This window comes from Nostoc sp. NZL (assembly GCF_015714705.1).
Taxonomy (GTDB): domain Bacteria; phylum Cyanobacteriota; class Cyanobacteriia; order Cyanobacteriales; family Nostocaceae; genus Nostoc; species Nostoc foliaceum_A.
Genome location: NZ_WBKL01000069.1, coordinates 1 through 25,354, shown reverse-complemented (window position 1 = coordinate 25,354; position 25,354 = coordinate 1). Strand labels below are relative to the sequence as shown.

The following is a 25,354-nucleotide window of genomic DNA, read 5'->3' as shown; positions in this document are numbered from 1 at the left end:
TATTGTAAAGACGGCGATTTATCGCGTCTTTGTGATCTATAACTTTCATCAAAAAACCTTATCCGAACCGTATTGAGTCACCAGTCATCTTTTTCCATGCTCTATGACCAACTACTTTCGCTCCAATGTTAATGCAATGGCTAGCTACATTCCCGGTGAGCAGCCCCAACGCGGTACACAGATTATCAAACTTAACAGCAACGAGAACCCCTATCCTCCTTCTCCTGCGGCGCTTGCCGCGCTACAAAATATTGATGGGGAGCGGTTGCGGCGGTATCCAGAACCTTTCGGGGAAGAGTTCCGTCAAGCTGCAAGTAAAATTTTAGGAGTTCCTAGCGATTGGATCATTGTAGGAAATGGCAGTGACGAATTGTTGAGCGTAGTAATTCGAGCCTGTGCAGAACCTGGCAAAAAGGTAGTTTATCCGATGCCAACTTACGTGCTATATCGCACCTTAACAGAAATACAAGACGCGGAAATTACTGAGATTTCTTACAACCAAGACTACAGTTTACCTTTAGAAAAACTGGTTGCTGCCAATGGATGTGTGACATTCATTGCGTCGCCAAATAGTCCATCAGGGCATGTGGTGGCAACAGATGAACTGCGAAAATTAGCCAGCCAGTTATCTGGAGTTTTAGTGATTGATGAAGCATATGTAGATTTTACCGAAGAGAATACATTGGCTTTGGTCAAGGAATACGAAAACGTCATCGTAATTCGCACACTTTCCAAAGGGTACTCATTGGCAGGATTGCGGCTAGGGTTTGGAGTCGCAAATCCCAAACTGTTGCAGGGATTGTTTAAGGTAAAGGATAGCTATAACATTGATGCGATCGCTTGTGCAATTGGCACGGCTGCCATCACCGACCAAGCTTATAAAAATGCTTGTGTAGCAAAGATTAAGGCATCACGGACTAAGTTAGCAACAGACTTGAAACAATTAGGTTTTCATGTTTGGGATTCTCAAGCTAACTTTTTGCTGGCACAGCCAAGAGAAGGAAACGCAGAATATCTCTATCAAAAGCTGAAGGAACGGGGAATTTTAATTCGCTACTTCAAACAGCCTGGATTAGATGATAAATTACGCATTACTGTTGGTACAGATGAGCAAAATCAGGCTTTAGTAGAGGCACTAATTTATTTGTTAAAGACTGGGGACAAGGGAGATTGAACAAGAGGCAGGGGGGCAGGGAGCAGGGAGCAAGGGGGATAGAACGAAAGGAATTCGACCCCACCCTCACCAAGAAGCTCCGGGGCACGGTGCTCTTCGCTGGGGGAGCAAGCCCTGCCCCGTTCGCGCAGCGTCTCCAAGAGTTGCCGTGGAGCGGAGCATGGGTATGTTCGCGAACAGCGTGTCGCAGACAAGCCCCGCCATAAAGGGCGATCTTACTGGGGCGGAGTCTGAGCTTCCGTCTCAGTTTTCCCCCTTGCTCCCTGCCCCCTGCTCCCCTGCCTCTTTTGACACTGGCAATAATGAAACATGCGCTGAAACCACTTTCCATCCTTCAGTAAACCTGTACCAAGTCTGGCTTTGTCGCCCATAACGTTCTACACCATTAATATTGCGACGAAACTCTAAAGTCACTGTTGCTGAATCTTTCCCAAAGGTTACAATCTTGAGATTAGAGATTTCTCGCTCTATTTTCGGGTTTGGACGATTCTGGCGAAAGTTACGAATTTCATCGCCGCCATAGAGGTTTTCTGAGATCCCGAACCGCACTACGTCGGGCGCATCCCAAAACAAGGTATCCATCACTTCCAAATTATTATTACAAAGAGCTTCTTCATATTTGAGGTACAAATCAGTTACTTCAGCTACAACGGCAGAGTCATTTACATTAGTCATGATTGCTCTATTTACAGCGTGTTGTACTAGTTTGCAGATTGCTAGTATAAATCAGGTTAGCGATCGCTCGAAGTAACTTAGCAGGCTCCACTGGCTTAGTAATATGCTGCCCAAATCCGGCGGCAATTGCCTGTTGGTAATCTGCCTCAGCTGCGTAAGCTGTAAGAGCGATCGCTGGAATTGTTCCTCCCATTTCTGGTGGCATAGCTCTGATTTGACGCATCAGCATATAGCCGTCTAATTCCGGCATTCCAATGTCGCTTAACAGCAGATTTGGCTGGAACTGAGGCATAGCTTGTAATGCTTCTATAGCCGATGCTGCCTGAATTACTACCGCGCCAGACTGCTCCAGAATGAAAGCAATTAAATCTCGCGTATCACGCTCATCATCCACAAGCAGAACTTTCACCCCATTTAGATCGGGCAAATCATCAAGTTGTTTATCAATCTGGTGGTTATTAAGATGAATCTCGATCAGCGGTAGCATGACTGTAAAGGTTGCTCCTTGTTCTTCGCCCAAACTTTCTGCCTTAACTGTGCCGCCATGTAGCTCTACGATGTGACGAACAATAGCTAATCCTAATCCCAGTCCGCCAAATTTTCTGGTAGTTGCACCATCAGCTTGTCGGAAGTAATCAAATACATAGGGTAAAAAATCTGGGCTAATTCCCTTCCCTGTATCACTAACTTGCAGTTGAGCCTGAGAGCCAAGTGACTGTAAACTGATTTCTACCTGTCCACCTTGGGGCGTAAACTTAATAGCATTGGAAAGTAAATTCCAGATAACTTGCTGCAAGCGACCTGAATCACCAGTTACTAAGAATTTTGAGCCGCACCTTTGGTACGCTGGAAGCGCAACTTGGATTTGGGATTTTAGATTGTCAGGTTGCTGGTTAAAATCGATAGATTCTAAATTTCTGTCAGGATTTTCTAGTCCAAAATCTAAAATCGTAAATCGCAAATTGATAGATTTGGCTTGGGCGGCTAGACTTACGGTTTCTATTGCAGATGCGATCGCAGTTTCCAGATTCACAGGAGCAATATTCAGACTGAGTTTACCTTGTAAAATGCGAGATACATCCAGCAAATCTTCAATTAGTTGGGTCTGAAGCTTGGCATTACGCTCAATGGTTTCGAGAGCGCGAGTGGTGGTTGCTTCATCATATTTTTTAGTTTGCAGTAACTTCGACCATCCTAGGATCGGGTTTAGCGGCGTGCGAAGTTCGTGGGAAAGCACCGCCAAAAATTCATCTTTGATCCGGTTAGCTTGAACCAATTGCTCTTTTTGCTGCTGTAACGAATCCATCAACTGAGCGCGTTCTAGAGCAACCGCCACCTGATCGGAAGTTGCTTGCAGCAGGGCAATTTCCCCAGAAGTGAAGTGAGTACGGGTGCGACTGGCAAAGGAGAGGACACCAAGCAGCTTTCCCTGAGCAATTAACGGTTGACCTGCATATGCTGTGATTTCCAAAGCATTGAGGATGTGGGCATTTGGATGGGTAGAGTGCAGCACATCATTGACGACGATTTGACGGCGTTCTTGCGCTACTAGTCCGCACATCCCTTGATTAAATTCTAAATATTCAATTGCTTGAAATACTTCATTAGTAATGCCATTCCAAGCCACTAATCGAAGTTTCTGCTTATTTTCGTGCGTCTCAGTTAGATAGTGGAAGTAAAAATGCAAATCCATCTGCGCCGAGAGTTTGCTAAACAAGCTGTTCATTAGATCCAAGGGGCGCTCGGTTGAAAGCAAATCACTGGTTGTTTCAGAGAGCAGTTTGAGTCTTTCACTGCGCTCTTGCAAGGCTTGTTCTGCAAGCTGGCGTTCACGCAGGGCGCGTTCGCGTTCGGTGATGTCAACTGCAACCCCTCCTACTAGGCGTTGCCCAGATGCATCTGCAATGGGAAACTTATATACCAAAAATTCGCCGAGGGTGCCATCTATGCGTGGGGCAGATTCGATCGTTTCCACAACCTGATTCGTCTGGGCAACCATTCTAATGTTATCGAGGAAGGGTTGAGCGATTTGGGCTGAGTATAGATCAAAAATGTTTTTATTGATCGCCTTATTTGTTGCTAAATTGAATGTGCTCAGATAAGTTGGACTGAGGTAAAGTACACGTCCGTTTGCATTTGTAATCCATGCTGCGGCTGGAATATTATCCATAAAAGCTTGAAATTGCTCTTGACTCTGACTTAGAGCTTTTTTAGCTTGCTTGAGATCACTAATATCAAGAATGAATGCAACTGAGTTCTGCCGAGATTCTCCTAACAGAGAGTAGCCAACTACAACTGGGACAGTGGAACCATCCTTGCGAATACATTCCTTCTCATATGGAGTACAGGTTCCCTTCGCTGTTGCCTCGGCAATTGCCAGTTCATCTAAATATTGGTACTCATGAGGTGTGATATCAGTCCAGCGTAGTCTACCTGCCTGGATATCTGCTTGGGTATAGCCTACAATTCGCAAAAATTCGTCGTTGGCTTCAGTTATACCACCATTCACATTACCGAAGAGAATGCCAACTATATTTGCTTTGACAAAACTCCTGAGGCGTTCTTCACTTGCTTGGATTGCCTTCTCTGCTTGCTTGCGTTCGCTGATATCTGTAGTGCTGCCAACTAAACGTATTGGTTTTCCCTCAGCATCCCGTTGCGCGACTATTCCTTGATCCAATATATAGATGTACCGATTATCCTGGTTGCGAATGCGATACTCGGCAGCATAGCGATCGCCATTTGCTAAAGCGATCGCTGCCTCTTCTTGTACACGCTGTAAATCTTCTGGATGAACAAGCTCACGCCACCAATTACCTGTTGGTTCAGCAATGTCGAGGGAATAGCCCAAAATTCTGGTTAAACCCTCGGTTCTATCAACTATATCCTGCTCTATATTCCAGTCATAAATGAGACAATTAACCGCAGATGCTGCTAACTCAAAACGCTCGTTAGCTAATCTTAGGCGTTCTTCCTTCTCCCGCAAACTTTGTTCGGCTTGCTGGCGTTCGCGTAGCGCAGCTTGCTGTTCGCTCAAATCAACAACGAAGCCAATAACCGTTTCTTCAGTGTCTTCTACCAGGACAGAACCAAGCAAAACGGGAACTCTTGTACCATCTTTGCGGATGTATTCCTTCTCAAAGGGTTTACAGACTCCGACTGTTCTAAGTTCTTCCACTGAACGCTCACTCAAAAGAAGATACTCAGGCGGGGTAATCTCGCGCCAGTTCATCTGGTTAGCGGACAAATCTTCTCGCGTATAGCCAACCATTTTTAGAAAAGCATCATTGGTTTCTATAATGGAGCCGTTCTTCATGTCAGTGACGATAACTCCAATGATGTTGGATTCTGCCAGTCGGCTAAACCGCATTTCGCTATTTTGCAACAATTTCAGGCTTGTCTCTGCCTTGCGTCTGGCAGTTCGCAACTCTGAAGAGAGGGCGGTAATTAAGAAGGAAACTAGCGAGAATGTAGTTAATTGTACTAAGACGTGCAGGCTGAGGAAATCGAACGAGTAGACTGGCTCGATCAAAAAATAGAGAGCAGTTGTAACACAAAGAGCGATCGCTAGCACTCCAAGTCCCATGCCACCATACCAAGCACTGATTGCCACAGCAGCATAAAATAATGTAAATACGTTCGGATCGAAGACTGGCAAAAATAGTTGCGTCAGCAGCAGCGCCGCTATGACTACCAGAATCATCACACCATAGGTTAGTAACCAAGAACGCATCATCAAAATTTTTTCGGGTACTTTCACGATCATCTTAAGAGTCCTCCCGTTGCTCCGCTTTTAGGAGATACTCGTTCAGTAGTCTTTTGCCTGGTTCGCCCATCTTCTGTAACATTTCTTCAATTAGCTTTAGTGCCATCTGTGAAGGCACTGTAGATCCGTTCTCCCAACGATTGACTGTTCGCAGGGAAACTCCCAACTTGACTGCAAACTTTTCCTGAGACAGATCGAGTTGCTGCCGAAGTTCACGGATTAAATCTGAAATTTTTAGTGATTTTTCTACTTCCATATAGGAAGGTTAGGACACATGTCTCGCCATTTGTCTCCAGCTTGAGGAAGAATTTGAACAGTCATTAGTTGTTATCAATTTCATCTTTTGGTGGAAAACTGATATTAGTTATTAGCTTCATTAATTACTGTTCACTGATTTAAGTTTTCTACCATACTTCTGATAACTGGTCACTATTTTAAGATGGTGCAACCAAAACTTGTTGATACAGAAGAACTGTAGAAGGTAACTATAAAATAAATATTAAATTTTGCCACGTATGTGATGTGAAAATAGTATCATTTTAAGAGTTTTGAGCATTTTCAAGCATCACACACTGCCAAAAATCTATGGGTGATGCGTTACATTGTCATATTTATAAACAGCAGTTTTAAATCATTTCTGAAATCTTCTTTTTCTATACTCCTCTACAAGATGCTGCGCGTAGCTTGACCGTAAGAGTAAGCGCTCTGTGCGTAGCCTGCGGCAAGCCGCTATGCGTCTACGTTAAACAAAGTAATTTTCACAATGAACACAGATACTCGTAGGGACACAATATTTTCGTATTCCTTATTTAAATGAGAATTGCTATAAAGATACTCTGGATACATTAGTTGTATCTAATACTTTGTACTGATAAGTTTTGCCAAATTATCGCTAATTTTGGCAAAATTATCTAAAATGCTTTTCAATATATGTAGTTAATTTTACTTCTTTGGTGAGATGCCAATAGCCAAGCTGTAAAGCTATGATAAGATTTAAATCAAAATTTTTGCCTAATCTATATCACTATTTTGATTAACCAACACTCTGAAAACCTCCTCAACACTCAACTGGAAAATGCACCAGGTGAAGGCTATATATTTAGCTGGTTTGATTGGTTTTGTCTTTGGTATCCTCCAGGCTGGCTAATTTTATTCAACCGCCATTGGCAGCACTATCACACAGATTTAGACGGTTGGAATTGGCTGGAATATGGATTATTTTTAATTCCTGGCGGATTTTATCTGGCGATACTGATTCGTTGGTTGCGTCTTGGTTTTCGTTCACCCCGTACAGAAGTTGGTGAATTTGATCCCAAATATCAACAAGCTTTTCGCCAAGAAGTTCTCGGCCCGATCGTTAAATACTATTTTCGTGGAGAATTACAACAAGTCGAAAACTTGCCGCAAACAGGGCCATTGATTGTGGCAATGAATCATGCAGGCATGTGTTTTCCTTGGGATTTTTTGACCTTGGGCTATTTATTAGGTGAAACTAGAGGATGGGTAATACAACCCGTAGCAAGTCCAGCATTATTTGAGCATCCTTGGGTAATTTGGTGGTTACCACCCAAATGGTCACAGGTTTTGGGTGGTGTGCGAGCCAAATTAGATGATTTTGAAGCAGCTATTGCCCAAAGTGAAATTATCTTATATGCACCCGAAGGCATCCGCGGCCCTCTAAAAGGTTGGAGGAGACGCTATCAACTAGAAAAGTTTGATGTGAGTTTTATTAAGTTGAGCGATCGCTATCAAATTTCCATTCTCCCAGTAGTTTGCATCGGCAGTGAATCTTTACATCCTTGGGCTGTTAATTTCCAGAAATTGCAAAGATTAGTGAAATTACCATTTTTGCCTTTCTCACCTTTAATGCTTGTCTTAATTCTGTTTCCTTCAATGGGAATTTGGGCAATGAGAACTCGCTTGCGCTACTTTATTCAGCCTTTAGAACCAAAAGAATTGCCCAATTCAAACAAAGGGCTTACAGTGGCTTATCGGCAGGCACAACAATTACGAGAAAAACTGCAAATTAAAATTAATCACTGCTTTAAAGAAATTTAAGCTTAGGGAACTCCAAAAAATAAATTATCCTAATTTCTGGACTCAACACGACTGTTGCTCCCCCCTGCTCCCTGCTCCCTGCTCCCCTGCCAAGAAAGCGATGGGATATTTTTTTAGTTGGAAGTCCCTTATCTCATCGAACCTATTGTCTTATACCCCTACTGGCTGTCTGACTTGCGATTTCACGGCTTCAACAATGGCATCTGCGTCAATTTTGGCAGCATGGAGCAATTCTTCTGGAGTGCCTGAGCCTGGCATATCAAGCACTGCCAACTTAATTAGCCGCACTTGAGGCCCATTGTAAGTAGGAATAATATTAGTACCAGCAAAGGTATCAAGCACAGCCGCACCTAGCCCACCTTCCATCCAGTGATCTTCAACAACGACTAAATTACCTTTGGTATCTTGTGCAGCTTGATGAATTGTCTGCACATCAATGGGTTTGATAGAGTAAGCATCTATGACACGCACCGCGATCCCTTCGTTTTTGAGACGATCGCAAGCCTTAAGTGCTTCATGTAGTGTAATACCAGCCGCAATTACAGTGGCTTGATCTCGCTCAGAGCTACGGATTACTTTGCTACCACCAATGGGAAATTCTTCATCAGAGCCATAAATTACAGGTGTGCTTTCCCTGGTGGTGCGGAGGTAAACAACGCCATTGCGATCGCTCATCTGCGCCACTAGTTTAGCCGTCTGATTGGCATCACTGGGATAGAGTACAGTACTACTCCACACTGCCCGGAAGGCTGCTAAGTCCTCCAGTGCCATCTGTGAAGGGCCATCCTGACCAATGGATACCCCAGCATGAGAACCCACTAATTTAATGTTGGCGCGAGAGATAGCCGCCATTCGTACAAAGTCGTAAGCTCTACTCAAGAAGGCGGCGAAGCTGGAAGCAAAAGGTTTATATTTTCGCACCTGCAACCCCACTGCTGCTGCAATCATTTGTTGTTCAGCAATGTACATCTCAAAGTAGCGTTCAGGATAGGCTTCGGCGAAATCTTCGGCGTAAGTGGAATTACTCACCTCGGCATCAAGGACAACTACATCAGGTTGAGCGGCTCCCAATGCTACTAATGCGTCACCATATGCTCGACGGGTTGCGACCTTTGCACCTTTATCATAGGTGGGAAGTTGCAGTGGTTGAGGATTACCTGTTGTAGCTGGTTGTCCTTGTTCTTCGGGTTGGTTTACTTGAATTATTATGTGGCGTTCACCACCTAACTCCGCGATCGCTTGTTTTTCATCTTCGGGTTTGAGGGCTTTACCATGCCAACCACCTAAATCTTCCAAAGAAGCCACACCTTTGCCTTTCTTTGTGCGGGCAATAATTACCGTGGGGCGATCGTTGATGCTCAAAGCAGCGCTAAAGGCTTGATCAATCTCTGTCAAGTCGTGACCATCAATTTCAATCGCTTGCCAGCCAAAGGCTCTAGCACGCGCAGCATAGGCTTGTATGTTCCAGCCCAGTTCAGTCTGACCTCGCTGGCCTAATCGATTGACATCGATAATGGCGATCAGATTGTCTAGACTATAGTGTGAGGCATGATCAAAAGCCTCCCATACAGACCCCTCAGATGTTTCGCTATCACCCAACAACACCCAGACATGGTATGGAAGTTGATCTAGATATTTACCTGCTAGAGCCAGCCCTACACCAATTGGTAATCCTTGTCCTAATGAGCCAGTCGCCACATCAACCCAAGGTAAAACTGGTGTGGGATGTCCTTCTAGACGACTGCCAATTTTCCGCAGTGACAATAACTCTTCATCGGTAATTACCCCCGCTGCTTTATACATGGCATAGAGCAGAGGTGCAGCATGTCCTTTAGAGAGAAGGAAGCGATCGCTATTAGGGTTATGTGGATTATCAAAGTCGTAGCCGAGATATTTGGAGAGTAAAACCGCCATCAAATCAGCGGGTGACATGGATGAAGTAGGATGACCTGAACCGGCAACAGTTGTAGCGCGAATACTATCGACACGCAACTGTTGTGCTAGTTCATGCCATTGTTGTAGTTGCTCCTGTGTCGTCATAATTATATTCCTCAATAAAAATCAAGGGTATTGCGGCGAATTCTTTATCTAATAACTCGTGTTTGGCTAGACTTGGCTATTTTCCCGAAATAAATTGCCAATGCGTTATAGATAACAAAGAAAGATTATTCTGTTTAAATTTGACTTTGTTATAGGTCGTGTCTTTTCTAACCAGAGGCACATACCAATCTAACTAAACTTGCTCAGAGATTTATTTTGCTGCCTCTGGGTTTACTTTAGATAGTAGGAGCTACAGTCGCTTCTTTCTAATGGAATAACTAACGTTTATTCCTTAGGGTATAGAAGAATAATTACACTGAATTAAGTATTTTGTTTGTGGAAAATCCCACAAATTTAGATATGCACAACGAGAAAAAAACTACTGCTTGTTTAAAATATATGAATATCTTTGACAGTTTAAAGCTGAATTTTACACTCAAATCTCTGTTTTTAATCAAATCAATTTAGTAATCATTAAATTGGTTTCTCCATGATAAAATTTATCAGTTTTTGCCCTCTCCGTTCTACCTCTTGCTGTTTAATCACAATAAAATTCTGTCTTTCAAAAAAAGGTTTAGCTGTAATACTGGCTTCTGTAAATAACTTTTCAATCCCTAAAGCCTTTGCTTTTGATTCAAGCTGTTCTAAAATTTTCTTACCAATCCCTTTTCTTTGAAAATCTTTATGACAGTAAAAACGGTCAATATGGCCATTAGCCTCTAATTCCCCAAAACCAATAATTTTACCTTGCTCCTCTGCTACATAAGTAAACTTACTTCCTAAACCTTTAATCCAAACGTCAATATCCATCTTTGCTGGTGCCCAAGCATCTACCTGTTCTTGTGTGTAATCGTGAATATTCACCTCATGAATAGTGTCGTAGAACAATTTCATAATTTCTTCGGTATCAGCTATTTCGTATATTCGTAATTTCATCAGGAAGGTAATTAATGACAAATAACTCTACTAAAAATATTATCAGCGCTGCCGGGACTACTTCACCTTCCGAGTGCAGTCCTTTGGGCTTATATAGCAGAATTCAGAAGTCAGGAGCTAGAATTTAGAATTCAGGAGGAAACAAGGCTTATTATCTGGCTTGTAGACCCATATTGTGATCAATAATTCAAAACTCCCGACTCGTAACTAGACAGCAAAGGGAAAAGTCTCTGGTGCTTCTTCCATATCCGAGTAGGCAGTGCGGTCTAGAGGTTGCACACCTTTTGTATCATCTATGTGGATCACCGCATCAAATTGGTCTGGGAGACGAGCATAAAAGTAGTGACTGATGCGCTCGGTTTCTGGTTGGTAAATGACACCGATCGCTCTTTCCAATTGTGCTTCTCTGAGTCCTGTAATTGCTGGATTATTATCCTTTAGCAAGAGCAAAAATTGGGGTACTCCAGTCTGATGAAATAGGGCTTCATAGCTTCCTGGTAAGGCAGGACGAACTAGCTTGAGTTCGGCAGTTCCTCCCCAATTAGAAGCCGCGGTGACTGTACCTGTATAAGTAGTAAAGCCAATCAGCACCGCATCATCACCATAGCGATCGCGCACTAATTGACCCACATTTACTTCACCCATTACCTCCATATCAGTTGCCCGTGCATCTCCTAGATGGGAGTTGTGTTCCCAAACAACTACTTTGCTTGGTTTACCCTGTTGTTCAAAATGAGCAACTAGCTGATCTAAGATTTCTGCCATGTGGCGATCGCGAATATTCCAGGAAGACACCCGACCCTGAAACATTGAGCGGTAGTAAGCCTCGGCATTCTTCACCAACCGAGCGTTTTGCAGGGCATAGAATAATTCATCGGCTGCTCCCTCTCCGTCTTTTTGAATGTACTCGGCAGCCCGACGTTGCAGTTCCTCTAGTACATTAACCACCTCTTCTTCACAGGATTTTGTCAGTCCAAAGCTGGTAGCATAGCCATAGGTCTGGGCATCTTCACCCAAATGCTCAAAGCATGAGTAACGATAACGGGCACGTTGGGTGGCTTCGGGATCAACTTTATCCAGATATTCGAGAACTGCTTCTATGGAGGCATACATGCTGTAAAGGTCTAGTCCATAAAAGCCAACTTTGACGGCATTTTCTGAGATAGCATCATTATATTCACGTAGCCAGTTCAGAAAATTTAGCATATCTGTGTTGCGCCACATCCAAGTGGGGAAACGTTGGAAACCGGAAAGCGCTTCCGCAGGTGTAGGATCTTCACTCGCGCCCTGCACATAGCGATTCACGCGATAGGCATCCGGCCAGTCTGCTTCAACTGCTACGGCTGTAAAACCTTTCTCTTGAATTAGTCGCTTGGTAATCTCAGCCCTTTGCTCATAAAACTCATGCGTCCCGTGGGTGGCTTCGCCAATTAAGACGACACGGGCATCGCCAATCAAGTTCATCAATGGGTCGTAGTCTGCGGCTGCACCTGTCAGTCGGTATGCAGACTCACGCACCGCATCGACTAGATTAGTTATCGTTGCGTCTACCATAGTTCGAAAGTAGTGACTAGATCATTAGTAATTTGTAGTATCACTACGCAGAAGCAAGCTAAAAGAATTGAATTACGAATTATGTTGACCGAAGAGGCGGAGGGGCAGGGGGCAGGGGGAGCAATAGAAAGCCCCGAAGCGGAGCGGAACATGGGGATCAAGCCCCGTCTTTCTAAGACGTTCTTGATTGCTCGGAGTCTGAGCTTCCGTCCAATCCTCCCCCCTGCTCCCTGCTCCCCTGCCTCTTTTGGCAGGTTCTTGATTCCAGATCATCGCATGAGCGAAGGTTGATCCGGCTTTATACCTATTCGATAAATTTTTAGCCTACTAAGGGATTACCAAGAAATAAATTATCCAATCTTGTGAGATGGACATCTTGTCCACCCTTGGTTATGGGCGGGCGATACGCTCACCCCACAAGCACAATTGTTTTTTATTTGTAAGTCCCTAAATTCAGCTTAAAAATCTCACATACCTCTTCCATCTGGCTAATGGTGCATGATGCCTGATCCATCGATATCTCTATGGGAGGAGCAATACATAGTAGAGGTCAAAGCTTTGTGCCCTTACCAATAACCGTGTGAAGGTCAATAATCAACATCAACATATTTGCTTAGTTGTGGATTTTCCTCAGATTCAACATATACACAACTCATGTAGTACAAATATACTATTTTGCTGCTAAAATGCCTTAAAAGTCAGCTAGTCTTGCTTGAGGTAGTATGAAAAAAATCCAAGACACGGACAAAAAGCCCATTCTGCTGTTAAAGCCTACATCTGTAACTACTGCGATAGTGCCACTGCAACCCCAAGATAAAAAAATCATTAGTGAACAGGAACGTTTGATTGCCCAAGTCGAACGCGTTAATCGGATGGCAGGAGAGTTAGAAGCAGCGATATTAGAGTTGAAAGCGATCGCTAACACACTGAATACTCAAAAACGTTACCCAGTTCTAAAATGCAAAAATATTTGTCAGTATTTCGCAGTTAGCGTCCCTTGGGTGAAACGAAAGCCTGACGAATCATTTATTCTGACAACGCGAAGAGTTGATTTATTCCGAGCCGAAAGGGAAGCTGCACTGCTAGCACAGCAACTTCGTCAGCAAACCAAAAAAAAATTAGCATCGCAGCGACAGAGAAAAAACAAGAGTGGGGCTGAGGCTGACACAAAACGCTTGTTCAAAAAGGTATTAGTCAACAAATCTTAAAATTATCAACATTCAACGGCAGATCACCCCTAAGGTTGTAAAAGTTATGCTGATTGAAGTGGCAGAAGGAACTTCTTCCTCAAAATTGCCATTGCTAATTGCAACCATAGTTGGTGGCAATTAGGCAAAACTGCCCTAATATTTGCACCAGAGTGCAACATCAGGGACAATCAATCAGCGCACAGAAGAGGTAAAAGAAGGTGTTAAAGACACTTTTAGTGATTGCCGTTGGTTTTTTACCGTCCCTGATTTCTCTGTGGGTAATCCGCAAAACCCAGGCGCGGTCACGCTTACGGATGAGGCAAGCAGCTAGGAATTTTCCGGCGGTGCAGGGACGGCAAAACCTTAGATCGGTTGAGAGCGATCGCTATTATTTAGAAGGGGTGGGTTACCTAATTGGCGACATCAGCTGCAAATTTAATGCCCGATCTGGCTACATGCGTTGTGCTGTCAATCCCGAAGGCCCTTGTAATGGTTGTCGTCACTACGAACCTAAGGGATTAGCTGATAGTGAAAAAAGGGCTTAAGAGTCCTTACTTACTACTCAACTGAACTGGCAAAGCAACTTCATAGCACATTCCCAAATAGAACCGGGGAATGATAAAATCATTCCTATTTATAATAATTTGTATTTACAAACACTTTGAATATTTGTCTTTGCATGTTCAAATAAGAATGATTTAATATAATTCGTGCAAAAGTGGAAATCTGCGTAATTTTGTTTGCAGATTATGACCTTTACTATGAGCTTTTGCCGAATATCTAATAACTACATGATTATTTAACGATGAACAACGCGATCGCTCGAACAACAGCATTCTTATCAACTTGTGCTTTGCTACTAACAGGCTGTGGTGGTGGAACTAACACTGTAACTAGTTCTCCAAATAATAGCCCAAATACTACCACAAATAACACTGCAACCGACACCGCAGCGACAACGGGTACATTGTCGGGTGCTATTCCCATCGGTATTGCTGTTGCCCAAACAAGCAATGTGGCATTACTAGGTCAAGAGCAAGTTGCTGGAGCCAAACTTGCCGAGAAGTATTTTAATAGTAAAGGTGGTGTTAATGGCACACCAATTAAATTGGTGTTTCAAGACACTAGCGGTGATGAAGCTGGAGCAATTAACGCTTTTCAAACTTTAATTAATAAAGATAAAGTTATTGGGATTGTGGGACCAACTTTGTCACAGCAAGCTTTTAGTGCTAACCCTATTGCCGAACGGGCAAAAGTACCCATTCTTGGGCCATCAAATACTGCTAAAAACATACCCGAAATTGGTGATTACGTTGCCCGTGTTTCCGCACCAGTTTCCATTGTCGCACCTTATTCGGTGAAAGCTGCACTTAAGCAAAACTCCCAAGTTAAAAAAGTCGCAGTTTTCTATGCTCAAAATGATGCATTTAGCAAGTCAGAAACAGAAATATTTCAACAAACAGTTAAGGATCAAGGGCTGGAATTGGTAACAGTACAGAAGTTCCAAACCAGTGATACAGATTTTCAAAGCCAAGCTACTAATGCCATTAATCTCAAACCAGATTTGATCATTATTTCTGGTTTAGCTGCTGATGGTGGTAATTTAATCAGACAATTACGAGAACTGGGTTATAAAGGCTTAATTGTCGGTGGTAATGGTCTAAATACATCAAATATATTGACAGTTTGTAATGCACTTTGTGATGGCGTATTGATTGCTCAAGCTTACAGTCCACAGCATCCAGGTGAAATTAACACGGCATTTCGTAAAGCCTATACTGACGAATACAAGAAAGAACCACCTCAATTTAGCGCCCAAGCTTTTGCAGCCGTGCAGGTTTATGTCGAAGCACTCCAAGCTTTAGATAACAAGAGCAAAGTCAACAAATTGCAACTACCAGAATTGCGGACGCAATTAAACAAACAAATACTTGCCGGAACATACAATACACCACTAGGTGAAATTGGTTTTACTCCCATAGGTGAAGTTGTTCAAAAAGATTTTTATGTAGCCCAAATCAAGATACCAAAAGATGGAAGCCAAGGTAAATTTACATTTATAAAATAGTTGCTAAATGAATATCAATCTATTTTTGCAGCAATTATTAAATGGGTTATCCATAGGCAGCGTTTATGCAATTTTTGCCTTAGGATATACCTTAGTTTATTCCATTTTGGGCATTATTAATTTAGCTCATGGTGCGATTTTTACCTTGGGTGCATATTTTACTTATGCACTCATGGGTGGTAGTTTTGGATTTAACGGCTTGCTAGCTAATGCAGCCCTACCGATAAAATTACCATTTGCTATAGCCTTGATTTTAGGAAGTAGCTTGGCGGGATTGGTAGGGGTAGTGATGGAACGCGTTGCTTTTCAACCTTTGCGCCGTCAAGGATCTGACCCTTTGCTAACTGTTGTTTCTAGCTTGGGAGTAGCAGTAGTAATTGTGAACTTAATCCAGTATTTAGTAGGCGCAGAAAGTTACACATACCCCGCAAATACTTACGGAAATTTGCCACCTGCGTTTAATTTTGGTAGTCCAGAAAACCCAATTCCTATTCGCAGTGTCCAGGTGGTAATTTTTGGTGTATCAGTTGTGATTGTGGCAATTCTTACCTATTTTATCAATCGGACTAAATATGGTAAGGCAATGCAGGCGATCGCAGAAGATCCAACTACAGCTAGTTTGTTAGGAATTAATAGCGATCGCTTTATCATCCTAACATTTTTCATCAGCAGTTTCTTAGCAGGATTAGCAGGAACTTTAGTCGCCTCTAGTGTTAGTATTGCAGGGCCATATTTCGGCATTGCTTTTGGTTTACGGGGTTTAGCGGTAATTGTCTTAGGTGGTTTAGGTAGTATTCCTGGTGCGGTGGTGGGAGGTTTAGTAATTGGATTAGTGGAGGCGTTTGTCCCTGCTGAATTCTCTGGTTATAAAGACGCAGTAGCCTTTGGAATTTTGTTTATGATGCTATTAGTTAGACCCCAAGGTTTGCTAGGACGAAGATTTATCCAGAAAGTTTGAAGATACGTAGTGCCATGAAAACATACACCAAACAACAATTAACTTTTGAGCAATTTTTAGAACAGTGTCCAGAGGAAGGTTTATATGAACTTGTAGATGGAGAAATTGTAGAAGTGCGTGCTACGAGAAATCATGATGATGTCGCTGACTTTACGGCTGACTCTTTCAAAGATGAAATTAAACGTCTAAATCTTAATTACGTAGTAAAAAACACAGCAGTCTTTAAAACTATAACTGCTAATGGCATAGAGCAAGGGCGCAAGCCTGATGTAAGTGTCATAGATAAAGATAAATGGCGCTCGAATCGTTCTGCTTATTCTGCACTTGAAGAACCTATCCAATTAGCTGTAGAGGTAACATCAACTAATTGGGAAGATGACTACATTGATAAATTAGATGAATATCAACGCTTAGGTATTACAGAATATTGGATTATAGATTATTTGGCAATTGGGCTAAGAGAGTATTTGGGAAATCCAAAAGTTCCGGCTGTGTTTGTTTTTATATTAGATACTGAGGGAAAATACCAACGCACACAGTTTAGAAGTTCAGAACGGATCGTGTCACGAACTTTTCCTGAACTGGCGCTGACAGCAGAGCAAATATTAACAGCTTAATAGTTGATAAAAGCGATAGGTTGATTAAGCTTAATCAAAATGTTTTAAAATGGCTGATTTTTTCGCTACTTACGGTTCTTTAATTGTCTCTATGGTATTGGGGGCGCTACTAGGGTTATCACTTTACTTACCGCTAATGACAGGACAATTGTCTTTAGCTAGTCCGGGCTTTTATGCTTTAGGTGGGTATATTGCAGCAATTTTATCCACAAAAGTTTTGACATCTAGCAGTGGTTTATTTCCCATTCCATTGTTGTTATTGGAGATGCTAATTGCTGGTATAATTTCTGGTTTATTGGGTATAATAGTCGGCATTCCGGCGTTGCGATTGCGAGGAATTTATTTAGCGATCGCTACTATAGCTTTTGTGGAAGTTTTGCGCGTCATATCTCTCAACTTGGATATTACAGGTGGTGCTGTTGGAATTTTTGGCATTCCTCAACCTTTCCAAACACAAATTGAATATTTATGGATTGCTCTCCCCTTACTATTAATTAGTATGGTGCTGCTTTACCGTTTAGAACGCATCCGCGTAGGAAGGGCTTTTATTGCTATCCGTGAAGATGAATTAGCTGCGGGTGCAATGGGAATAGATCCGACTTATTACAAAGTTTTGGCGTTTACATTAGGGGCTATGCTTGCAGGAGTTGTAGGTGCAATTAGCGCCCACTTCCTTAATACCTGGAATGCTCGTCAAGGTACTTTTGATGCCAGTATTATATATTTAACTTTTGTTTTGATTGGTGGTTCGAGAAGTTTTTTAGGGCCGGTAATTGGAGGTATGGTATTTACAGCCTTACCAGAAATTCTGCGAAGTCTCGCTGATACTGGTGGTTTACCTAATTGGTTAGCACAATTTTTGCGAGATGGTAGATTAATTATTTTTGGCTTACTAATAGTAATAGGTACAATCTTTTTCCCTCAAGGGCTAATTACTCCAGATATTTTTCAAAGGCGTAAAAGCCAAAAGTGAACTATTCATAAATAATATGCAAAAATGTCATACAGTATTTCAGAAGCTAACAGCAGTATTGTCTTAGAAGCAAGAGCATTGACTCGCCGTTTTGGTGGTCTAGTGGCGGTCAACAATGTATCTTTTAGTGTAAATAAACATGAGATTTTTGGACTTATTGGCCCTAATGGTGCTGGCAAAACAACACTGTTTAATTTAATTACCGCTTTTATTCCCCCTTCTAGCGGTAAATTAATTTATCAAGGTGCAGAAGTTTCTCAACTGCGTCCCCATCAAATTGCTGCTTTAGGTATCGCCCGTACCTTCCAAAATATTCGTTTATTTGGGGAATTGTCGGCGTTAGAAAATGTGATTATTGCTCGGCATTTGCACACTAAAAGTAATATGATTACAGGAGTTTTGGGATTGCCACCAGCGCCTAATGAAGAACTTAAAACTAAACAGAAAGCTTTAGATTTATTGGATATGATTGGCTTGAGCGATCGCGCTGACGAAAAAGCCAAAAACTTTGCCTATGGTGATCAGCGTCGGCTGGAAATTGCCCGTGCTTTAGCCTTAAAACCGCAAATCTTACTTCTCGACGAACCTGCGGCGGGGATGAACCCCAACGAAAAGCAGCAACTCAGTGAATTTATCCGTAGCCTGCGCGATCGCTTCAATTTGACGATCATCCTTATAGAACACCATGTACCCTTAGTTATGGGTCTGTGCGATCGCATTGCGGTGTTAGATTTTGGCCAATTGATTGCTTTGGGTAAACCAGCAGTTGTCAGAAATGATCCGGCTGTAATTGAAGCTTATTTGGGAAATGAATGAATTCATGTAGACAAAATTTGCACAAATTCGTCTAGAGAACTCACAGCGATCGCGCTATCCATTAAATTTTCTAATTGTTCCACACTTTCGCCCTCAAGCCTTGCTTCTACCTCTTGAGGAATTTCACCAAAGCGTCGTCGCAATACTCGGATTAACTGCTGTCGCGCACCCTGTTGAACACCTTGCTGAATACCTTGCTGAATACCTCTTTGCTCAATTTCTTGATACCAAGGCGATTCTCGCAATACTGCCATATCCCACCTCATGATTTGTTGAACTAAAGGCGTATCTAACACAAAGCTAGCAAAAAATGCCAGCAATGATTCTAATTGGTTTAACTGTGCATCTGCTCGTAGCGCTTGCAATGCGCGTTGCACAACTGATACCTCTCCCCCTCCTCGCAGGATTGGCACAAAGGGTAACAACGATGGTAGTGGTTGCTGAAACACTATCTCAGCATCGATTTCCCACAAATTAATCACGCGATAATCTTGGATAGCACGTAATCCCAAAAATTCCTGCTCGTAACTATTGACAATCGTTAAGGTAGATGGGGGCGGTAAAATGTTGATCAGTACTGGGTAAGTTGGCAATCGATAGCGTTCTTGTGCCAAGGCAGCATAGGCTCTCATCCGTAGAGGCATATGTGTTGTGTAACGCAACTGTAGTTCGTTAAGTACCAGAAAATCCCCGTGGGTGCCACTGTATGCCTTCACCAACACATCTGTTTCGCGGCTAATCCACTGAAACTCAGAACCGAGAATTTCTTTCGCCACCACTTCGGGACGTTGTGTTACCCACTGTACCCATGCATCGGGAGCTAAATTAATTAGTCGTTTGCTACCAATATCTGCTGCTTTTGCCACAGGACGCTTGATATCTTTAATTAGTAATTAATGGTACATCATAAAGATTGCAGTATTCTGGCGTTGGTTTTTAAGTTGAAGCAATGTCTACGATGGGGTACGCCTACGCACTGTTTTAAGAAATGTATGATTGATGTATGTTAGGTTTTGAATCAACATTTCTGGATGTAAACCGCCGATGAAAGCCGATAGTAGACCAAACTATACAATTTTAGAAGTTCAAGAACTTGATGTAAATTATGGCGGCATCCAAGCTCTGAAAAAGATTAATTTAATTATTCAAAAAGGCGAGGTAGTTACTCTAATTGGTGCTAACGGTGCTGGTAAAACTACTACACTCCGCGCCATATCTAAAGTAGTTAATCCTAAGAGTGGTGTAATTATCTATAATGGACATAATATTACCCGCCGCCAAACTCACGAAGTTGTACAACTTGGTCTCGCCCACTGTCCTGAAGGACGTAGAGTATTAGCGCGACAAACAGTATTTGATAATTTACTTTTGGGTGCTTATATTCGCTCCAATCAAACTGAGATTAAAGCAGATATTCAGCGCCAATTTGAGCTATTTCCCCGTTTGTCACAAAGACGCAATCAACTAGCAGGAACCCTCAGCGGCGGTGAACAGCAAATGTTAGCGATCGCTCGCGCTGTCATGAGTAAACCACAACTCTTACTTTTAGACGAGCCTAGCTTAGGTTTAGCACCTGCGATCGTCCGGGAAATCTTCTCAATTATTGAAAATCTTCGTGATACAGGCGTAACTATTTTGTTAGTTGAACAAAACGCTAATCTTGCACTACAAATTGCCGATCGCGGTTATGTTTTGGAAGCTGGTTCTATAACTTTAACAGGCGCAGCATCAGAATTAATTAGTGATGAGCGAGTTAAAAAAGCTTATTTGGGGTGATTAATTAATTTATATGTATCCCTCTGAAAACTTGAGAGTTACAAGCACAATTACAAATGCGATCATTTAGTTTCAGACTTCACAACTATCCATTGCGTCACTGGTGCCATTGCTCGCCAGCCCAAAAATTTACCAATAGGTTCCGCCCGCTGGATTGCAACACGAGTCAAATCACCACCGACTCGTTCATGCCATTGAAATAAAGTTTGCTCGCCTTGTACCGTCACAACATTTGCCACCAAACGCCCACCCGGCCGCAGCGCTTCCCAGCAAATATCAAAAAGTCCTGTTGCTGTCACCCCACCACCAATAAAGATGGCATCTGGTGTAGGCAAGTCTTTTAGGGCATAGGGCGCTTTACCTTCAATGATTTGCAGATTTGGAGTACCGAGAGTGGCGGCATTATCGGCAATGTAAAGTAGTCTAGATGAATTTTGCTCGATCGCGATCGCTCGACACCGAGCATGGCTTCGCATCCATTCAATAGAAATTGAACCACAACCCGCACCAACATCCCATAACAACGCTCCGGGCGTGGGTGCCAAAGCTGCTAGGGTAATTGCCCTAACCTCACGCTTGGTTAACTGTCCATCATGGTGGTAGGCGTTATCTGGTAGTCCTGGTAATCTTGGTAATGGAGTAACCCCAGCATCAGCAATACAATAAACTGCGATCGCATTTAAAGCAGCAATTTCTGTTTCATTCCAAGATGCAGCCGTACCTTCCACAATTCTTTCATGACTGCCGCCCATACGCTCCAATACGGTGATTTTGCTGCCACCATAGCCACGATTTGTCAAAATTTGAGCAACAATAGCGGGTGTGTCCTTCCCTTCACTCAAAATCAATAGTCGCGCTTTTGGGTAAATGTAAGACTGAAGTAGGGAGGATGGACGACCATTCAAACTCAAGGTTTCCACCTCAGTTAAAGACCATCCCATCCTGGCACAGGCGAGGCTGAAGGCTGAAGGTGCAGGGATAATTGTCATTTCAGAGACGGGAATTCGCCGCGTCAAGGTGACACCAATGCCATAACACATGGGATCACCGCTTGCGAGTACACAAATTGACTGACCGCGACGCTGGATGATTTCTTCTACAGAAGTGCTTATAGGGGATGTCCAGACTAGTTTTTCACGTTGATCATCTGTAGGGAGCATTGCTAAATGGCGATCGCCTCCCACAATTACTTTAGCTTGAGTGATTAGGGAAAGAGCGATCGCGCTTAACCCCTGTAATCCATCTTCCCCAATGCCGACGATAGAAAGCCATTTCTCTGCCATGCTAATTAATGATTAAATTAATAATTATTACTTCATAACTAAGACTTGACACTAATTCTAATTCTGAATTATTCCGTCAATTTTGGTTATATTTTATAGTGCTGGATTGAGGATAACAGGATGAACTCACTCCCAGAAATAAAAGCCGCTATTATGCAACTGTCTGAAGGTGAAATGCGGGATTTATCAAACTGGCTCCAAGAATATCTTAACGATGCTTGGGACAAGCAAATTGAAACAGATGCAAAATTGGGTCGATTGGATCAGTTAATCCAGCGTGCAAAAGCAGATATTGAAGCTAATCGGGTGAAACCGTTAGATGAAATCCTTAACAACCCCTGATTTTTGGCGCTCTTATGCTGCACTTTCAGATGAAGTTAAAGAGCAATCTAGAAAGTCGTATCGTCTTTGGATTAATAATCAATTTTATCCGTCTTTGCATTTCAAAAAAGTAGGAACTGATTTATGATCAGTCAGGATTAGTGGTGGATATCGCGCACTAGCACTTAAGAACGGCGAGGATTATTACTGGATCTGGATTGGGTCACATGATGACTATGAGGCGCTGATTGGATAAGAATATTGCTGCTTCATCTTTCACTCTTTAGCCAATGTAGTTATCAGTTAGCAGTGAATACTAATACTTTGTCAAGCTAGTTTTGATAGTTCGTAGTAAGGAATTTAGTCCTTACTACAAACTTGCTTACTTGAGAACCAATATTGATGTGGTGTTTCGCCAAGAGATGAAATCAATCACTGAGACTGTTAAACCAGCGCTGCTGTTGCTTTCAATGCAAAAATCTTCTCAATCACATCTTCTACTACCTTATCTGGCGTAGAAGCACCAGAAGTAATTCCCACGACAATTTCTCCATCTGGTAACCAGTTTTCTGTAGTTATTAACTGCCCATTTAGTTGCCGATGTTCTATGGAATCTCCTGATTTAATCCGTTCAACAGTATCAATATGATAAGAAGGAATTCCCCGCTCAAAAGCAATTTGTTGCAACTGAGTAGTATTGGATGAATTAAACCCACCAATTACTACCATGAAATCTAAATTATGTTCCACTAACTCCAACATGGCATCTTGCCGTTCTTGAGTGGCATCACAAATAGTATTGAAGCTTTGGAAATGCTGATTTAACTCGGTGGGGCCATACTTTTGTAACATAATCCGCTCAAAAAGCTTGCCGATTTGCTCAGTTTCGCCTTTAAGCATCGTAGTTTGATTGGCAATGCCAACTCGTTCTAAATCTTGATCGGGATCAAATCCTGCTGAACAAGCTTTAGCAAATTTTGTCAGAAATTCTTCACGGTTTCCACCATTGATAATATAGTCAGCAACATATTGTGCTTCTTGTAAATTCAACACAATCAAATACTTGCCAGCAAAGGAACTAGTCGCAACTGTTTCTTCGTGCTTATATTTACCGTGAATTATTGATGTATAGTCGATTTTTTTGTGCTTTTCTACTGTATTCCAAACTTTAGATACCCAAGGACAAGTTGTATCAACAATTTTGCAGCCTTTCTCGTGAAGGATCTGCATTTCTTGAACGCTTGCTCCAAAAGCAGGTAATATCACTACATCACCAGTTCCCACAACAGAAAAGTCTTTATTTTTTCCTTCAATGGGGATGAATTCTACTTCCATCTCCTGCATTCGCTGATTTACAGAAGGGTTGTGGATAATCTCGTTAGTAATCCAGATGTGTTCTGTAGGGAAGTGCTGACGGGTTTCATAGGCCATTGCCACAGCTCGTTCTACACCCCAGCAAAAGCCAAAGGCTTGTGCTAGTCGGATTGTCACATCACCTCGTTGTAGAGTGTAATTGCGATCGCGAATTTCCTGAATCAAGTTACTCTGATACTCAGATTGCAACTGGGTCGCAACTTCTGCTTGATGACCAAAGCCTTTGCGATTGTAATTTTCTGAATGTTGCAGGCTGCGTTTAAAAGCTTTTGTATCCATTAGATTTGTCTATTTAAACCACTATTTCTTATTTTCTCGCGCCAAGACGAGATTTATACAGACTTGTATTCAAAGATATTACCAGAGAGGGTAAAAGGCATTAAATCCTTTTACCCTTTAACCTTTTCCCTTTTCCCCTCTTTTTCTTGCTGGGGTTTTAATTCGATCTCGCTATAAATCTGCAATGCAGAACGCCAAACTATATAGCCTTCAGGGCTTAAATGTAAGCCATCAGTAGTAAATTCGCGGCGGAGATTTCCTTGCTTGTTGGTAAACAAGGGATATAAATCGAGATATTTGACTCCTTTTCTGGTACAAAGGCTTTGCAGTTGCTGATTCAACTTGCTAATGCGACTATTGGCCACAGCTAGAAGTTTATCTCGTCCTTTCCAAGTTGCTTCCTCTGCCCCATGTGGCAAAATCGATTGGACAATAATCTGCGCTGTAGGATGCGTCTTTCGTAGGTAATTGATAATTTGCCGCTGATTATCTAAAATAACCCCATCGTTTATCCCTCGAATTAGGTCATTAATGCCAATCATCACAAAAATGACCTCTGGCTGGGTGCGGTCAAATATCTTCAATCTTTTCAACAGTCCACTGCTGGTTTCGCCAGAAATCCCTTGATTGAGCCAATTTTTACCTTCGGGTAATAACTCAGGGGGAAACCACAAACTCAGAGAATCTCCCGCCAGGATGGTTAAATTGGGAGAACGTTGGTCAGCGGCGACCTTGGCTTCTTGCTTGAGGATGTCCACCCACTCTTGGTAAGTGAGTTGGTGACGGCGACCTAAATCAGGTGTAGTAATTTGCGGTGAGTTATTCAGGCTGATTGGTTCTGGGGATGTTATTATCCCAAAAAAAGCGGACAATCTCTGCTGTTGCCAAATTAACAGGATGACCGCCAACATTAGGATGCCGTTGGTTAACAGCGAGAAAAATGCCCAGATAGGAAAGGTTTTTGCAGATGTAGACACGACTAGCGAAATTTACCAATTATTTGAATCAAATTTTAACGCTAGCGATCGCAAATCAGCCCAATTTTGGATTTTGTATTGAAAGAAAAATCCCAACTCCTAACTCAGTCCTCTTTACGAAGTGGGACGATCGCCAAACTCGGAATTGTAACCTTCTTCGCCGTGTTCGTTGATATCCAAACCTTGCAATTCTGCTTCCTCTTTGACTCGTAGCCCGACTGTAGCATCGATAACCTTGAGAATAATCCACGTACCAACACCTGCGATCGCATAGGCAATGGCAATTGCTACTAGTGGTCTGTCCCATTAATTTTGCGGGGTTATAATCAAGTGTGATTAAATAGCAATGTGGATGCATTGGTATTCACAAGCAGACAAGCGATCGCAGAAGAAGGAAAAAGGGTGTATGAGCAAAAAGTATCAAATTAATCTGAGTGAATCACAGAGGGAAGAACTACTGGCTCTAGTCAAAAAGGGTTCAGCAAAAGCCAGAGAAATTCGGCGTGCACACACATTACT

At 42.4% G+C, this 25,354-nt stretch carries 22 protein-coding genes and 1 pseudogene; 12 read left to right on the top strand and 11 right to left on the bottom strand.

The window, feature by feature from the left end:
• Positions 1-103: 103 nt before the first annotated feature.
• Complete coding sequence (hisC, locus tag F8R90_RS09905; RefSeq protein WP_196510606.1) at positions 104-1,174, top strand: histidinol-phosphate transaminase; 1,071 nt, start codon at positions 104-106, stop codon at positions 1,172-1,174.
• Positions 1,175-1,417: 243 nt separating this feature from the next.
• On the opposite strand, the gene hpxZ is transcribed toward hisC, so the two are convergent.
• The 3 genes from hpxZ to F8R90_RS09890 are packed head-to-tail and all read right to left on the bottom strand — an operon-like array spanning position 1,418 to position 5,871.
• Complete coding sequence (hpxZ, locus tag F8R90_RS09900) at positions 1,418-1,849, bottom strand: oxalurate catabolism protein HpxZ (protein ID WP_196510605.1); 432 nt, start codon at positions 1,847-1,849, stop codon at positions 1,418-1,420.
• A 7-nt stretch (positions 1,850-1,856) separates the two neighbouring features.
• Positions 1,857-5,615 carry a PAS domain S-box protein gene (locus F8R90_RS09895; protein WP_196510604.1) on the bottom strand — a complete coding sequence of 1,253 codons (3,759 nt, stop codon included), beginning with the start codon at positions 5,613-5,615 and terminating at the stop codon, positions 1,857-1,859.
• 1 nt (position 5,616) lies between these two features.
• Complete coding sequence (locus F8R90_RS09890; protein WP_196510603.1) at positions 5,617-5,871, bottom strand: helix-turn-helix domain-containing protein; 255 nt, start codon at positions 5,869-5,871, stop codon at positions 5,617-5,619.
• Between the two features lie 773 nt (positions 5,872-6,644).
• Here F8R90_RS09890 and F8R90_RS09885 point away from each other — a divergent pair.
• Positions 6,645-7,673, top strand: coding sequence for a 1-acyl-sn-glycerol-3-phosphate acyltransferase (locus F8R90_RS09885; protein WP_196510602.1), 1,029 nt, complete (start codon positions 6,645-6,647; stop codon positions 7,671-7,673).
• A 150-nt stretch (positions 7,674-7,823) separates the two neighbouring features.
• Here the strand turns inward: F8R90_RS09885 and F8R90_RS09880 are convergent, their stop codons facing one another.
• The 3 genes from F8R90_RS09880 to F8R90_RS09870 all read right to left on the bottom strand — a co-directional run bounded on the left by F8R90_RS09880 (position 7,824) and on the right by F8R90_RS09870 (position 12,203).
• On the bottom strand, positions 7,824-9,713 hold the full coding sequence (locus F8R90_RS09880) for a transketolase (RefSeq protein WP_196510601.1): 1,890 nt from the start codon (positions 9,711-9,713) through the stop codon (positions 7,824-7,826).
• Between the two features lie 474 nt (positions 9,714-10,187).
• A complete protein-coding gene (locus F8R90_RS09875) occupies positions 10,188-10,649 on the bottom strand; it encodes a GNAT family N-acetyltransferase (RefSeq protein ID WP_196510613.1) in 462 nt (153 codons plus the stop codon).
• A gap of 207 nt (positions 10,650-10,856) precedes the next feature.
• The gene (locus F8R90_RS09870; RefSeq protein ID WP_196510600.1) at positions 10,857-12,203 is read right to left on the bottom strand and encodes an erythromycin esterase family protein; all 1,347 of its coding nucleotides are present in this window, start codon (positions 12,201-12,203) and stop codon (positions 10,857-10,859) included.
• A gap of 12 nt (positions 12,204-12,215) precedes the next feature.
• Between F8R90_RS09870 and F8R90_RS09865 the strand changes: the two genes are divergently transcribed.
• The 8 genes from F8R90_RS09865 (at position 12,216) to F8R90_RS09830 (ending at position 18,825) form a co-directional block, all read left to right on the top strand.
• Complete coding sequence (locus F8R90_RS09865; RefSeq protein ID WP_196510599.1) at positions 12,216-12,494, top strand: hypothetical protein; 279 nt, start codon at positions 12,216-12,218, stop codon at positions 12,492-12,494.
• Between the two features lie 431 nt (positions 12,495-12,925).
• Positions 12,926-13,411: a hypothetical protein gene (locus F8R90_RS09860; protein WP_196510598.1), complete on the top strand. Its 486-nt coding sequence runs from the start codon at positions 12,926-12,928 to the stop codon at positions 13,409-13,411.
• 200 nt (positions 13,412-13,611) lie between these two features.
• The gene (locus tag F8R90_RS09855; protein WP_196510597.1) at positions 13,612-13,938 is read left to right on the top strand and encodes a DUF6464 family protein; all 327 of its coding nucleotides are present in this window, start codon (positions 13,612-13,614) and stop codon (positions 13,936-13,938) included.
• Positions 13,939-14,198: 260 nt separating this feature from the next.
• Positions 14,199-15,461, top strand: a complete 1,263-nt coding sequence (locus F8R90_RS09850; RefSeq protein WP_196510596.1) for an ABC transporter substrate-binding protein — start codon at positions 14,199-14,201, stop codon at positions 15,459-15,461.
• A 7-nt stretch (positions 15,462-15,468) separates the two neighbouring features.
• Positions 15,469-16,419, top strand: coding sequence for a branched-chain amino acid ABC transporter permease (locus F8R90_RS09845; protein ID WP_196510595.1), 951 nt, complete (start codon positions 15,469-15,471; stop codon positions 16,417-16,419).
• A gap of 14 nt (positions 16,420-16,433) precedes the next feature.
• Positions 16,434-17,036 carry a Uma2 family endonuclease gene (locus tag F8R90_RS09840; RefSeq protein ID WP_196510594.1) on the top strand — a complete coding sequence of 201 codons (603 nt, stop codon included), beginning with the start codon at positions 16,434-16,436 and terminating at the stop codon, positions 17,034-17,036.
• Positions 17,037-17,085: 49 nt separating this feature from the next.
• Complete coding sequence (locus F8R90_RS09835; protein ID WP_196510593.1) at positions 17,086-18,009, top strand: branched-chain amino acid ABC transporter permease; 924 nt, start codon at positions 17,086-17,088, stop codon at positions 18,007-18,009.
• 24 nt (positions 18,010-18,033) lie between these two features.
• Positions 18,034-18,825 carry an ABC transporter ATP-binding protein gene (locus tag F8R90_RS09830; protein WP_196510592.1) on the top strand — a complete coding sequence of 264 codons (792 nt, stop codon included), beginning with the start codon at positions 18,034-18,036 and terminating at the stop codon, positions 18,823-18,825.
• A 2-nt stretch (positions 18,826-18,827) separates the two neighbouring features.
• Here F8R90_RS09830 and F8R90_RS09825 read toward each other — a convergent pair whose 3' ends face one another.
• The gene (locus F8R90_RS09825) at positions 18,828-19,691 is read right to left on the bottom strand and encodes a DUF4351 domain-containing protein (RefSeq protein WP_196510591.1); all 864 of its coding nucleotides are present in this window, start codon (positions 19,689-19,691) and stop codon (positions 18,828-18,830) included.
• Positions 19,692-19,869: 178 nt separating this feature from the next.
• Between F8R90_RS09825 and F8R90_RS09820 the strand changes: the two genes are divergently transcribed.
• Positions 19,870-20,601 carry an ABC transporter ATP-binding protein gene (locus F8R90_RS09820; protein WP_196510590.1) on the top strand — a complete coding sequence of 244 codons (732 nt, stop codon included), beginning with the start codon at positions 19,870-19,872 and terminating at the stop codon, positions 20,599-20,601.
• 62 nt (positions 20,602-20,663) lie between these two features.
• Here the strand turns inward: F8R90_RS09820 and cbiE are convergent, their stop codons facing one another.
• Positions 20,664-21,884 (bottom strand): precorrin-6y C5,15-methyltransferase (decarboxylating) subunit CbiE, encoded by a 1,221-nt coding sequence (gene cbiE, locus F8R90_RS09815; protein WP_196510589.1) that lies wholly within the window; start codon positions 21,882-21,884, stop codon positions 20,664-20,666.
• Positions 21,885-22,004: 120 nt separating this feature from the next.
• On the opposite strand from cbiE, the gene F8R90_RS09810 reads away from it, so the two are divergent.
• The gene (locus F8R90_RS09810; protein ID WP_196510588.1) at positions 22,005-22,226 is read left to right on the top strand and encodes a hypothetical protein; all 222 of its coding nucleotides are present in this window, start codon (positions 22,005-22,007) and stop codon (positions 22,224-22,226) included.
• Between the two features lie 423 nt (positions 22,227-22,649).
• Here the strand turns inward: F8R90_RS09810 and F8R90_RS09805 are convergent, their stop codons facing one another.
• From F8R90_RS09805 to F8R90_RS09795, 3 genes and pseudogenes are all read right to left on the bottom strand, one after another.
• Entirely contained in the window at positions 22,650-23,858 is a 1,209-nt protein-coding gene (locus F8R90_RS09805; protein WP_196510587.1) for a 4-hydroxy-3-methylbut-2-enyl diphosphate reductase, read from the bottom strand.
• A gap of 110 nt (positions 23,859-23,968) precedes the next feature.
• The gene (locus F8R90_RS09800) at positions 23,969-24,835 is read right to left on the bottom strand and encodes an SGNH/GDSL hydrolase family protein (protein WP_196510586.1); all 867 of its coding nucleotides are present in this window, start codon (positions 24,833-24,835) and stop codon (positions 23,969-23,971) included.
• 114 nt (positions 24,836-24,949) lie between these two features.
• Positions 24,950-25,129, bottom strand: a pseudogene (locus F8R90_RS09795) (ammonium transporter); the annotation flags it as partial.
• Between the last annotated feature and the right edge of the window lie 225 nt (positions 25,130-25,354).